This window comes from Saccharopolyspora antimicrobica, assembly GCF_003635025.1.
In the GTDB taxonomy this organism is placed as follows: domain Bacteria; phylum Actinomycetota; class Actinomycetes; order Mycobacteriales; family Pseudonocardiaceae; genus Saccharopolyspora; species Saccharopolyspora antimicrobica.
The window spans coordinates 4,681,684-4,693,827 of sequence record NZ_RBXX01000002.1; the positions used below are offsets into that span (position 1 = coordinate 4,681,684).

Consider the following 12,144-nt stretch of genomic DNA (forward strand, 5'->3'; position numbering starts at 1 on the left):
CGATCACCACGATCGCCACTCAGAGCGGGACGCCGCTGAACCCGGGCCACCGGCTGCCGGTCGAGCGCTACGGGGCTGCGCCGTCGGGTTGCTGTGCTGGAACCTGAGGCCGTCGATCACGACGTCCGGTCCCGTGCCGCTGACGAGCACGCCGGTGATGCGCTCCGCCGGGCCTTCCTCGAAGACCACGCGCGCACCCGGCAGCGGTACCTCGGTGCCGGTCGCCGGGACCTCCAGCAGCTCGCCCAGCCAGTGCGCGTCCCGTGCCGGGTCCGGGGTTTCCACGACGAGCGCTTCCAGGTCGTGCGGGCCGGGGTCGAAGGCGTCCGGTCCGGCTTGCGCGAGGAGCTGGTCGCGCGGCGGGTCGTAGGTGATGAAGAACGGTGCCCACGACGGGGTGTCGGGTGCGAACACCTCCAGGAAGCCCAGGTCGCCGAAGGAGACCGGGGCCTCCACCACGCGGTGCCCGAGGCCGCGGAGGCGTTCCGCGGTCGCCGCGGCGTCCGGGACGTTGACCGCGAAGGTCAGTGCGCCTCCGCGGCCGGCCGCCGCGACCGCGGGACGCAGCAGTTCCCAGGCCGGGGCGTAGGGCGACGTCGCGAACGCCTCCTCGTCGACCACGGTCAGGATCTCGACGTACCGCTCGTCGAGCCGCCAACCGGCGTTCTGGAACCCCGACAGCGGTTCGTTGACGTGGGCGGGGAATCCGGCGGCCGCGTACTCGCGCGCGGCGGCCCCGACGTCGGGGACCCAGTGCAGCAGGTGGTCGAACTCGGCGTCGCGCACGTGCACCTCCAGGGAGTTAGGTTCACCTAAGCTACCGGCTCGGGCCGGGTCGGTGAACGACTTCTCGCGGAACGCCCGTTCGGTGATCTCGACTGTGCAACGACGATAAACGGACAAAACGCATTCGCCGGTCGTCGCGCGCCGGTGCGGCAGCGGGTCGGCTGCCGCACTTGCCGTTTCCCGCCTGGGGTGCTCCGAGGGTGTGTGACGGGCGTCTCGATCACTCCGGGTAGCATCGGCGTTACATGTTGTGTGCGTCACGCTGGGAAATGTGCGGTGTGCACAGTTGCGCCAGAAGAAGTCTGGGCGAGCGGGCATAGCGCGGAAGTGGTCGTGCTCACGACACTCTGAGTGAGAATTGCCCGTCGATCCGGGCTTTCCGTAACCGGCGCGTGCGTTCAAAGGAGCACAGCGAAGTGCAGGAGTTCGACCTTCTCGTAGTGGGTGGCGGCCCCGGTGGGTACGTCGCCGCGATCCGGGCCGCGCAGCGCGGCCTCTCGGTCGGTGTGGTGGAAAAGGAGCGTCCCGGCGGGGTCTGCCTGAACTGGGGCTGCATCCCGACCAAGGCGATGCTGCGGTCGGCCGAGGTCTACGAGACCGTGCTGCACGCCACCGACTTCGGCATCAACGTCGAGAACGTGAGCGTCGACTACGACGCCATCCGGCGCCGCAAGAGCAGCGTCGTCAAGGGCCTCACCGACGGCGTCGCGGGGCTGCTGAAGAGCAACGGCGTCACCGTCATCAACGGCCACGCCCGGTTCACCGGACCGACCGCTGTGGACGTCTACGCCACCGGTGAGTCGCCGCTGGGCGCCGAGGGCCCGCGCTACGCCGCCGAGCCGGCGGGCGCGCAGCCGATCGAGCAGGTCAAGGCCCGCGACGTCATCATCGCCACCGGCTCGGTCCCCGTGCAGCTGCCGCTGCCCGGCGCGGACCTGCCCGGTGTGATCACCTCCGACGGCGCCTTCGGCCTGGAAGAGGTGCCCAAGCGCATCGCCATCATCGGCGGCAGCGCGGTCGGCGCCGAGTGGGCGACGCTGTTCGCCACCCTCGGCAGCGAGGTCAGCATCATCGAGATGCAGAAGACCCTGGTGCCCGCCGAGGACGCCGAGATCGGCAAGGCCCTGGGCCGCTCGTTCACCAAGCGCGGCATCAAGGTCCTCACCGAGGCCACCGTCTCCCGCGTCGACCAGGCCGCCGACGGCCTGAAGGTCACCGTGGACGGCGCCAAGCCGCAGCAGATCGACGCCGACGTGGTGCTCGTCGGGGTCGGCCGCAAGCCCAACACCGCCAGCCTGGACCTGGCCAAGACCGGGGTGGCCACCAGCGAGCGCGGTTTCATCACCGTCGACGACAAGCTGCGCACCAACGTCGAGCACGTCTACGCCATCGGTGACGTCACCGGCAAGGCGCTGCTCGCGCACGTCGCCTCCCACCAGGGCGTCGTGGCGGCCGAGACGATCGCCGGGGAGCACGCGGCGATCGACTACAACGTCATCCCGGCGGCGACCTTCACCCACCCGGAGATCGCCAGCGTCGGCCTCACCGAGGCGCAGGCCAAGGACGCCGGCCACGACGTCATCGCCAGCAAGTTCCCGTTCGCCGCGCTGGGCCGCGCCCAGAGCTACGGCGACACCGAGGGCTTCATGAAGATCGTCGCGGGCAAGAAGTACGGCGAGGTCCTGGGCGTGCACATCATCGGCCACTCGGCCAGCGACCTGATCACCGAGGGCGCCCTGGCGATGGCCCTGGAGGCCACCCTCGACGAGCTCGCCGAGACCATCCACGCGCACCCGACCCTGGGTGAGATCGGCATGGAGGCGGCCATGAACGCCCTCGGCCTGCCGGTCCACGTCGCACCGCCGAAGAAGCGCTGAAGACAAACAGGATTTCAGAAGCGGTTTGCACAGCGGTGCCAGCAGCGGAACCTCAGACGCCGTCTCGCTCCGGGAGGTCCGACATCATGAATGCCAATTCACCACGTCGGACAGGTCCTCGCAGAGAACCCCTTCGGGGTGGGCACGGTCTGAGAACCCGCGGCGGTGCGGGTTGAGTCCCACACCGCAAGCGGCTGCCGCCGCTTCTGAGAAAACCCGATTGAAAAGGGGACTGTGATGGCACAGACGGCCACGCGCAGCAAGCCGGCCACCCGCAGCACCGCCAAGTCGCGGCGCGGTGGTGCGGTACGCGGCTCCGGCGGCGGACGCTTCACCGGGGAGTCGCCGGAGCTGCTCCAGGACTACTTCCACGAGATGACCCTGATCCGCCGCTTCGAGGAGCGCGCGGCGCAGGGCTACACCCAGGCCAAGATCGGCGGGTACTGCCACCTCAACCTCGGTGAGGAGGCCACCGTCGTCGGCCTGATGCGCGCCCTGCGCAAGACCGACCTGCTCTACACGAACTACCGCGAGCACGGCTACGCGATCGCCAAGGGCATCGAGCCCGGCCGCGTGATGGCCGAGCTCTACGGCCGCACCACCGGCACCTCCAAGGGCTGGGGCGGCTCGATGCACATGTTCGACGTGGAGGCCGGGCTGCTCGGCGGCTACGGCATCGTCGGCGGCCAGATCCCGCTGGCCACCGGTGCCGCGCTGGCCATCGACTACCGCGGCGGCGACCAGGTCGTGATGTGCCAGATGGGCGACGGCACCACCAACATCGGTGCCTTCCACGAGTCGCTGAACATCGCGGCGCTGTGGAACCTGCCGGTGGTCTACGTGGTGATCAACAACCAGCTCGGCATGGGCACCACGGTGGAGAAGTCCTCCGCGGAGCCGGAGCTGTTCAAGCGCGCCTCGGCGTACAAGATGCACGGCGAGCGGGTGGACGGCAACGACGTGCTGGCGGTCCGCGAGGCGGCGACCCGGCTGGTCGAGCAGGCCCGCAACGGCGGCGGCCCGGCCCTGCTGGAGTGCGTCAGCGAGCGGCTGAAGGGCCACTCGGTGGTCGACCCGGCCAAGTACCGCAGCGAGGAGTCGGTGGAGAAGGCCAAGGAGGCCGACCCGATCGCCAACTTCCGCGCCCAGCTGATCGAGGCGGGCGTCATGGACGAGGACGTCGCCGTCGAGATCGAGCGCAAGGCGCAGGCTGACGCCGACGCGGCGGTCGCGTTCGCCGACGAGAGCCCGCACCCGGACCCGTCGACGCTGTTCGACTACACCTACGCCACCCCGGTGGCCAACGATTCGCGACGGCTTCCCGCCGACCCGGTCTTCTGACGCCACTCCGGGTTCCGCGAGAGGAACCGTCGCGGTATTTGCGACACCCCGCCACTTGATCCGTGAGTGGTTTTGCGGCCGACCGCCGCAAAACCACTCGCGGTCCCCATTGCTCTTTTCCAGGAGAAATACCCTTGGCCGTCATCACGTACCGCCAAGCGTTGCACGACACGCTTCGCGAGGAAATGCTGCGCGATGAGGACGTCCTCCTCATCGGCGAGGAAATCGGGATCTTCGAAGGCTCCTACAAGATCACCGCTGGGCTGCTGAAGGAATTCGGCGAGAAGCGGGTGCGCGACACCCCGATCGCCGAGGAGGGCTTCGTCGGCGCCGCGATCGGCGCGGCCATGCTGGGCCTGCGGCCGGTCGTCGAGCTGATGACGATCAACTTCTCGCTGATCGCGCTGGACCAGATCGTCAACCACGCGGCCAAGATCTACGGCATGTTCGGCGGCCAGACCCCGGTGCCGATGGTGCTGCGCACGCCGGGCGGCGGTGGCCAGCAGCTGGGCGCCACCCACTCGCAGAACATCGAGCTGTACTACGCCTTCGTGCCGGGCCTGAAGGTCGTCGCGCCGAGCACGCCCGCCGACGCCAAGGCGCTGCTGCTGGCCTCGATCCGGGACAACGACCCGGTGCTGTTCCTGGAGAACCTGGCGCTCTACAACACCAAGGGCGAGGTGCCCGACGTCGTCGAGCCCGCCGAGATCGGCAAGGCGAAGGTGACCCGCGAGGGCACCGACATCACCCTCATCGGCTACTCCCGGATGGCGCTGGTGGCCCACCAGGTCGCCGAGAAGCTGCACGCCGAGGAGGGCATCAACGCCGAGGTCATCGACCTGCGCAGCTTGCGGCCGCTGGACCGGCAGACCATCGTGGACTCCGTGCGCAAGACCGGCTGCGCCGTCGTCGCGGAGGACGACTGGCTGACCTACGGCATCGGTGCGGAGATCGCCGCGTCCATTTCGGACGGTGCGTTCGACTACCTGGACGCCCCGGTCCGCCGGGTCGCGGCGGCGGAGGTGCCGCTGCCCTACGCCAAGCCGCTGGAGCGCGCCGCGCTCCCGTCCGCCGAGTCCCTGACGACCGCGATCCACCAGACGCTGGACGCAGTCGGTCGCCGCCGCTGAGGCCTGTCTCACCCGAGGAAGACGATGACTGAGATTCAGATGCCGAGGCTCTCCGACACCATGGAGGAGGGCGTGATCTCGACCTGGCGCAAGAAGGTCGGCGACCAGGTCAGCCGCGGTGAAGTGATCGCGGAGATCGAGACCGACAAGGCCCTCATGGAGCTGGAGGCCTACGACGACGGGGTGCTGGAGAAGATCCTCGTCGAGGAGGGCGCGACGGTGCCGATCGGCACCCCGATCGGCGTCCTGGGCGACGGCTCCGGCGCGGCGGCGGAAGCCGCTTCGGCCCCGGCGCCCGCCGCCCCGGCTGCCGAGCCGGCCCCGGCCGCCGAGGCTCCGGCTGCTGCCCCGGCTGCGCCCGCCGCTCCGGCTGCGCCCGCCGAGCAGGGCTCCAAGCCGAAGGCGTCGCCGCTGGCCAAGGCGGTCGCCAAGGAGAAGGGCGTCGACCTCGCCACGGTGCAGGGCACCGGCCCCGGCGGCCGGATCATCCGCGCCGACATCGAGGCCGCCGCTGCCGCCGCCCCGAGCGCCCCGGCCGCCCCCGCCGCTGCTCCGGCCGCTCCGGTCGTGGCGGCGAGCGAGGACGTCGAGGAGGTCCCGCTCAACAAGATCCAGAAGGTGAGCGCCAAGCGCCTGACGGAGAGCAAGCAGCAGGCGCCGCACTTCTACCTGACCAGCGCCATCGACGTCACCGAGCTGATGGCGTTCCGCGGCACGCTCAACGAGCGGCTGGCGGCCGCGGGCGGCCCGAAGGTCAGCGTCAACGACCTGGTCGTCAAGGCGGTGGCCACCGCGCTGCGCGCGAACCCGTCGGTGAACGTCTCCTTCGCCGGTGACAAGCTGCTCAAGCACAAGCGGATCAACCTCGGCGTCGCGGTGGCGATCGAGGGCGGTCTGGTGGTGCCGGTGGTCAAGGACGCCGACCGCAAGAGCGTCTCGGAGATCGCGACGGAGAGCCGGGAGCTGGCCGGGCGCGCCCGTGAGGGCAAGCTGAAGCTGGACGAGATGTCCGGCGGCACCTTCTCGATCTCCAACCTGGGCATGTTCGGCATCGAGCAGTTCAGCGCGGTGATCAACCCGCCGGAGGCGGCGATCCTGGCGGTCGGCGCGGCCCGCGACGAGGTGCAGGTCCGCGACGGCGAGTTCGTGGCCCGCAAGATCCTGCGCGTGACGCTCTCGGCGGACCACCGAGCGGTGGACGGCGCGGTGGGCGCGGCGTTCCTCCAGCAGTTCACGGCACTGCTCGAGGACCCGATCCGCATCATCGCCTGACACCTGGTGAGGCCAAGGCCCCTTCCGCGAAGACCCCCCGAATCTCGCGGAAGGGGCCTTTTCACGCGCGCACCGCGGTTTTCGGGTGAACGGCGACGTCAGAGCTTTCTCATGAAATCGGCTCCGGTGCGAACCGCGGCTTGCGTCGAAAGCGATGCCGATCGTCGCAAGAGCCCGAAATCGGCATCGTTTCGACGGCTCCTGCGCCCAGCAGTGCTCTGTAGCAGAACTGTCACGCGGTGATCGAGGTGCGCGGACATCGCCCCGTCACGGTGGGGGACATGCGAAGTCGTTCTCTGCTGTTCGGTGCCGTGCTCGCGCTGACCGCACCGCTGGTGGGCGCCGTGCCCGCGCAGGCCGTGCTTGGTGGTTCCGAGTCGGCCCGGCCTTATCCGTTCATGGGCTCGTTCCAGCCGTCCTTCCCGAGGTCACCGCATCCCGACGGGCACGGCTGCGGCGTGGAAGTCCTTGCTCCGCAATGGGTTCTGACGGCCAGTCATTGCGCTGGGAAGAATCCCACGGGTTCCCGGGTGGGCGTGCCGCGCGGCTGGCAGGTCCGGATCGGGTCGCTGGACACCGGTGGCGGGGGAGAGGTCGCCGAGGTCGACCACTACTACCGGCTGGCCACCCACGAGGACGAGGGCGGTTTCTGGGGCAAGGACCTGGCGCTGCTGCACCTGCGGACCCCGGTCCGCGCCGAACCGGTGCGGATCGCCTCGGCCACGCCACCGGAGAACACCCCGGTGCGCATCATGGGCTGGGGAATGACCTGCAACAACAGCAACAATCCCGCGTGCTTCACCGAGAAGCTGCGGGAGGCCGACACCGTGGTGCAGCCGAGTTCGGCCTGCCGGGAAACGGACCCCGGAGAGCTGTGCATCGGCAGCCGGGACGGCAGCGTCGCGTCGAGCAACATGGATTCCGGTGGCCCGGCGCTCGTCCGCGAAGGTGGCGAGTGGGCGATCGCCGGTGTGGTCAGCGGCCCCGGCGGGGTGAACTCGCCGACGCTGTTCACCGACGTCACCAGGCACGCCGACTGGATCAACGGGATCATCAGCGGCACCGATGTGCCGCCGGACGACCAGATCCCGAACGTGGAGGGCGCGGTCGAGCTCGACGGCTGCGCGGGCTCGGTGGTCCGCACTCCGACGGCCCGGCCCGAGGACCCGGCGCTGCTGCTGACCAACGGGCACTGCGCGGCGGAGCGGCCGGAACCGGGTAAGGCGCTGGTGGACCAGCCCGCGGACCTCGAGGTGCCCATCGCCGATCCGCAGGGCTACCCGCAGACCACCGCCCGCGCGAACCGGCTGGTGTACGCGACGATGACCGGCACCGACATCGCGCTGTACCGCCTCGACAAGACCTACGGAAAACTCGCCGACGAAGGCGCGAAGGTCTTCGAGCTCGCGTCCGCTCCCGTGCGCGCGGGTGACCCGCTGACCATGGCCTACACCAGCCGGCGCTTCGGCTGCACCGCCGAGGCCGTGGTCCCGCACCTGCGGGAAGACGGCTACCAGCAGGACGATTCGATCCGCTACGCCGCCGGCGAGGACTGCGCTCCCTGGCCCGGCACGTCCGGCTCGGCGCTGCTGGCACCGGACGGCAACACGGTCGTGGGCATCCACAACACCCACAACCGCGACGGCGAGCAGTGCACCGAGGACAACCCCTGCGAGGTCGGGCCGGACGGCACCGAAACCGCTGTGCGGGGGCGCGCTTACGGCCAGCAGGTCCACCTGATCCCGGCCTGCCTCGGCGCGGGCTCGGAGCTGGACCTGTCCCGCCCGGACTGCGCGCTGACCGGAAGCCGACGCTGAGCGCCGGAGTCCCGGGCCGACGAGGTCCGGGACTCCGCGTCGGCGACGCAATTTCAATGGAAATCAGACGTCCGATTTCAATTGAAATCGCGTAGAACCCGACGCTCCGTCGGCGTGTCGGGCACCCGACACGCCGACGGAGGGCGCAAGTTCCATTGAAATTGGAGACTTGATTTCCGTTGGGACCGCGGCGATCCGGTCAGCTCAGCGCATCGACGAGCTTCGGCGTGAGGTGGTCGAGCGCGAACGGGATGCTGGAGACGGTGGCCGAGCCGAGGGCCATCGTCAGGTCGTAGTCGTCCAGCAGGATCAGCGAACCCCGCTTGGCCGCGGGGAGGTTGTTCAGCAGCGGGTCGTTGCGGACCGCCTCCACGTCGGTCGCCTTCGCCGTGGTGACGATGACGACGTCCGCGTCCAGCAGCGAGACCTGCTCCTTGCTGATCTTGACGTTGAACTTGCCGCCGCTGTCCAGGCCCTCGATGGCCGGGGACAGCCGCAGGCCCAGCTGTTCCAGCAGCGCGGTCCGGGCGTCCTGCTTGGTGTAGGCCGCGTAGGTGCCCGCCGAGTCGGTGCGGACGGTGACGTGCGTCTTGCCCTGGAACAGCGGGTTGGCCTCGCGGGTCCGGTCGATGCGGGCCTGGGTGTCGGCGACGAGCTTGGTGACCTCGTCCTGCTTGCCCAGCGCCCGGCCGATCGTCTCGGCCTGCACCCGCCAGTTCACGCCGTAGTCGATCGCCTCCGGCGGCTGCGCCACCACCGGGTTGAAGCTGGTCAGCCGGTTGTACTGCTCCTGCGTCAGCGCGCTCTGCAGGGCGAGCATGACATCGGGGGCGAGGGCGATGACGCCCTCCGCGTCGACCTCGCTGCCGAAGATCTTCGGCTTCTCACCGCGGAGCATCGGCTCGACCCACGGGCCGACGCCGCTCTCCCACGGGCCCCACTTGGTCAGGCCGACCGGGACGACGCCCAGCGGCAGCAGCACGTCGTGGTCGGTGATGCCGAGGCTGACGACCCGCTGCGGGGCGGCCTTGATCTCCGCGGTCCCGTACCGGTTCGGGATGCTCGTCGGGAATCCCGGCCCGCCCTGCGGGCTGTCCGCCTCGCCGGGAGCGCCGCTGGTGCCGCAGGCGGCCAGCCCGGCGGCGGCGAGCACGCCGGTGGCGCCGATCAGGAAGCCCCGCCGGCCGATGCTGCGGGCAGCTGCTGGGGGAGGAGTCATCTCCGCGTCCTTAGTAGTCCGACATCTCGTGGAAGCAAGGCTAACCTAACTCAAGGCGCCGGTGATCCGCTGGTGAACCGGATCACCGGGGAGCCGCGGGGGCGTATCGTGGCCGTAGAGCGATGGCACGCGCAAACGACCAGCGTTGGAGTCGCGATGAGTGACGATGACGTCTTCGACCGCCGTTGGGTGCTCGCCGAGGACGAGCTGCTGCGGATGCTCTGGCGGAGTCACGCCGGGGAGAACCCCGACGTCCTGCTGGTGGAGCTGCACGCCAACCACCGCGGTGACCGGCGAAATCCGGGCCCGTTCGGCGCGCGCAACTCCAGGCCGGCGCGGCAGCACCACCGGCGCCACCGCGTCGTGCGCTGATCACACACCGGGCACATCCGGCGGCCGGTACGGTGTTTGTCGATCGACACCCGGACTGGAGATGTGCCCTGATGAGTTCGTTCCTCGCCGGATTCCGCGCCTTGGGCACCGGGTTCGGCGTCATCCTGCGCCGCCCGAAGCTGCTCTTCCTCGGTGCGTTACCCGCGTTGATCAGCGCTGTGCTGCTGCTGGGCTGCCTCGGCACGCTGATCTACTTCAGCGGTGACCTGGTCGGCTGGATGACGCCGTTCGCCGACGGCTGGGGCGACGTCGGGCGCCGGACGCTGCGGATCCTGGTGGGCGTGGCCCTGGTCGGTTCGGCCGCGCTGCTGGCCTCGGTGTCGTTCATCGCGATCACGCTGCTGATCGGCGGACCGTTCTACGAGCACATCGCCGAGAAGGCGGAAGAGGAACTGGGTCTGGACACCTCCGACGACGGTGCGGGCGTGCTGCGGCAGCTCGGCCGCGGGGTGCAGGACTCGGTGAAGCTGGTGCTGATCGCGCTGACCGGCGCGATCGTGCTGTTCGCGATCGGGTTCATCCCGGTGGCCGGGCAGATCGCCGCGCTGGTGCTCGGCGCGCTGTTCGGCGCGTGGCTGATCACCCTGGAGATGGTCGGCCTGGTCTTCACGCGGCGCGGGCTCAAGCTCGCCGACCGGCGCCGGGCGCTGCGCGGCTACCGGGCCGCGACCTTCGGCTTCGGCCTGCCGACCTACCTGCTGTGCCTGGTCCCGGTGCTGCAGCTGGTGGTGATCCCGTCGGCGGTGGTCGGCGGGACGCTGCTGGCGCACCGGGTTCTCGGGCCGACGCCGCGGGAGTCGCGCTAGTCCGATGTGGACCGGCGCAGGCCCTGGTCGACGAGGTCGACGAGCCACTCGAAGCTCTCGTCGACGTCGGCGGACCACTGGAATCCGTGCGCGGCCTGCAGAGTGGCGAAACCGTGGAAGGAGCTGCGCACCGCGCGCAGCGCGTGGTCCATCTGAGCCGGCTCGATGGCGTATCCCCGGAGCACCGCGGTGAACGAGTCCAGCAGCCGTGTTCCGGCGACCGCGATCGGATCGTCCGGGCTGGTCGGCTCGACGCCGACGGTGGCCGCGTACCGGCCGGGGTGGGCGAGCACGAAGTCGCGGAACGCGCGGGCCGCCGCGGCGAGGGCGTCCCGGCCCGCGCGGCCTTGCACGGCCGCGCCCACCGCGTCGGCCGCCTCGGTGAGGGCGAGCGCGGCGATCCGGCGGTTCAGGTCGTCCTGGTTGGCGATGTGCTTGTAGAGCGACGGCGTTCGCACGCCGACCCGCTCGGCCAGCAGTCCCATGGTCAGGCCGGTGAAGCCGACTTCGTCGGCGAGCGCCGCTCCGGCCGCGACGACGGCGTTCGGGTCGAGTCCGGCCCTAGGCACGGGCGGGCTCCAGGAACGACAGCATCGCGGTGACCACCTCGGCGGGGAACTGGACGTGCGGGTAGTGGCCCGCGCCGGTAATCATCTCAAGCCGGCCCAGGCCGGGCGGCAGCGCCGCCACGATCGCCTCGCCCTCGGCCTGCGGTGCGGCCCAGTCGGGGTCGAGGGTGCCCTGCACGATCAGCACCGGGCAGCCGACGTTGCCCAGCTGGGCGCCGGCGTCCACCGGTGCGGAGCGGCCCATCAGCTGCATGGCCTTCATCCGTCCCGGTTCGCGCATCAGCGCGTCGATCCGGGCGATCCGGGCGTCCCAGTCCGCCGGTTTCGGGCCGGGGTGGGCGATTTCCAGGTACTGCTTCCAGAGCCGGACGCTGCCGAACAGGCCGGCGCCGAGCAGGCGGAGCATGCCGCGGCGGAAGCGGGCCACCCGCAGGTCGCCGAGCGCGATCTGCTGCTTGCGGGTGAACGGCGCGAGTTCGACGACGGCGCTGATCAGCGAGGGCGCCTTCGCCGCGGCGATGGTGGCGGCTCCGCCGGAGATCGAGTGTCCGACCAGGACCGCCGGGCCGCCGAGGTGGTTCACCAGGGCGATCAGGTCTCCGGCGATGTCCGTGCGGGTGTAGGACGGCCACCCGGTGCTGGACTCGCCGCAACCGCGCAGGTCCACGGCGGCGACGCGGTATCCGGCCGCGACCAGCGCCGGGGTGACGTGCCGGTACGCCTCACGGCTGTCGCCCATGCCGTGGGCCAGCACGACGAGCGGTCCGGAGCCGGTCACCTCGTAAGCGAGGGTGCCGCCTTCGACGGCCAGGTGTTCAGTCATCGCGCCCTCCGTTAGCTAACTAGGTTAGCCATAAAGCTAATAGCATTAGCCTTCGGTGTCAAGGGGCTCGAACCGGCCATCGGTGATCGCCGCTGAGCGCATGCCGTGATG

At 70.3% G+C, this 12,144-nt stretch carries 11 protein-coding genes; 7 read left to right on the top strand and 4 right to left on the bottom strand.

The features are described from left to right. Positions 1 to 3 precede the first annotated feature (3 nt). The gene (locus ATL45_RS22710) at positions 4 to 786 is read right to left on the bottom strand and encodes a VOC family protein (protein ID WP_211841264.1); all 783 of its coding nucleotides are present in this window, start codon (positions 784 to 786) and stop codon (positions 4 to 6) included. A 416-nt stretch (positions 787 to 1,202) separates the two neighbouring features. Here ATL45_RS22710 and lpdA point away from each other — a divergent pair, with 416 nt between their 5' ends. The 5 genes from lpdA (at position 1,203) to ATL45_RS22735 (ending at position 8,223) form a co-directional block, all read left to right on the top strand. Then, complete coding sequence (gene lpdA, locus ATL45_RS22715; RefSeq protein ID WP_093148311.1) at positions 1,203 to 2,663, top strand: dihydrolipoyl dehydrogenase; 1,461 nt, start codon at positions 1,203 to 1,205, stop codon at positions 2,661 to 2,663. 237 nt (positions 2,664 to 2,900) lie between these two features. Beyond that, positions 2,901 to 4,004 (top strand): pyruvate dehydrogenase (acetyl-transferring) E1 component subunit alpha, encoded by a 1,104-nt coding sequence (gene pdhA, locus ATL45_RS22720; protein ID WP_093148315.1) that lies wholly within the window; start codon positions 2,901 to 2,903, stop codon positions 4,002 to 4,004. A gap of 134 nt (positions 4,005 to 4,138) precedes the next feature. Then, positions 4,139 to 5,134 carry an alpha-ketoacid dehydrogenase subunit beta gene (locus ATL45_RS22725; RefSeq protein WP_093148320.1) on the top strand — a complete coding sequence of 332 codons (996 nt, stop codon included), beginning with the start codon at positions 4,139 to 4,141 and terminating at the stop codon, positions 5,132 to 5,134. Positions 5,135 to 5,158: 24 nt separating this feature from the next. Further along, positions 5,159 to 6,406 (top strand): dihydrolipoamide acetyltransferase family protein, encoded by a 1,248-nt coding sequence (locus tag ATL45_RS22730; RefSeq protein ID WP_177241923.1) that lies wholly within the window; start codon positions 5,159 to 5,161, stop codon positions 6,404 to 6,406. A gap of 281 nt (positions 6,407 to 6,687) precedes the next feature. Further along, a complete protein-coding gene (locus ATL45_RS22735) occupies positions 6,688 to 8,223 on the top strand; it encodes a trypsin-like serine protease (RefSeq protein WP_093148325.1) in 1,536 nt (511 codons plus the stop codon). 199 nt (positions 8,224 to 8,422) lie between these two features. Here the strand turns inward: ATL45_RS22735 and ATL45_RS22740 are convergent, their stop codons facing one another. Continuing rightward, positions 8,423 to 9,442, bottom strand: coding sequence for an iron-siderophore ABC transporter substrate-binding protein (locus ATL45_RS22740; RefSeq protein ID WP_093148329.1), 1,020 nt, complete (start codon positions 9,440 to 9,442; stop codon positions 8,423 to 8,425). A 156-nt stretch (positions 9,443 to 9,598) separates the two neighbouring features. Here ATL45_RS22740 and ATL45_RS22745 point away from each other — a divergent pair, with 156 nt between their 5' ends. Further along, a complete protein-coding gene (locus tag ATL45_RS22745; protein ID WP_093148333.1) occupies positions 9,599 to 9,814 on the top strand; it encodes a hypothetical protein in 216 nt (71 codons plus the stop codon). Between the two features lie 71 nt (positions 9,815 to 9,885). Then, complete coding sequence (locus tag ATL45_RS22750; RefSeq protein ID WP_093148336.1) at positions 9,886 to 10,641, top strand: EI24 domain-containing protein; 756 nt, start codon at positions 9,886 to 9,888, stop codon at positions 10,639 to 10,641. On the opposite strand, the gene ATL45_RS22755 is transcribed toward ATL45_RS22750, so the two are convergent. Then, positions 10,638 to 11,210, bottom strand: coding sequence for a TetR/AcrR family transcriptional regulator (locus ATL45_RS22755; protein ID WP_093148337.1), 573 nt, complete (start codon positions 11,208 to 11,210; stop codon positions 10,638 to 10,640). The two genes, ATL45_RS22750 and ATL45_RS22755, sit on opposite strands and share 4 nt — an antisense overlap. Continuing rightward, entirely contained in the window at positions 11,203 to 12,033 is an 831-nt protein-coding gene (locus ATL45_RS22760) for an alpha/beta fold hydrolase (protein WP_093148340.1), read from the bottom strand. Before ATL45_RS22760 ends, ATL45_RS22755 begins: the two co-directional genes overlap by 8 nt. Positions 12,034 to 12,144 lie beyond the last annotated feature (111 nt).

Bases quoted from the DNA above. Each gene is read 5' to 3' on its own strand.
- pdhA (WP_093148315.1), top strand. From the start codon at position 2,901: ATGGCACAGACGGCCACGCGCAGCAAGCCGGCCACCCGCAGCACCGCC.
- ATL45_RS22730 (WP_177241923.1), top strand. From the start codon at position 5,159: ATGACTGAGATTCAGATGCCGAGGCTCTCCGACACCATGGAGGAGGGC.
- ATL45_RS22735 (WP_093148325.1), top strand. From the start codon at position 6,688: ATGCGAAGTCGTTCTCTGCTGTTCGGTGCCGTGCTCGCGCTGACCGCA.
- ATL45_RS22740 (WP_093148329.1), bottom strand. From the start codon at position 9,442: ATGACTCCTCCCCCAGCAGCTGCCCGCAGCATCGGCCGGCGGGGCTTC.
- ATL45_RS22745 (WP_093148333.1), top strand. From the start codon at position 9,599: ATGAGTGACGATGACGTCTTCGACCGCCGTTGGGTGCTCGCCGAGGAC.
- ATL45_RS22750 (WP_093148336.1), top strand. From the start codon at position 9,886: ATGAGTTCGTTCCTCGCCGGATTCCGCGCCTTGGGCACCGGGTTCGGC.
- ATL45_RS22760 (WP_093148340.1), bottom strand. From the start codon at position 12,033: ATGACTGAACACCTGGCCGTCGAAGGCGGCACCCTCGCTTACGAGGTG.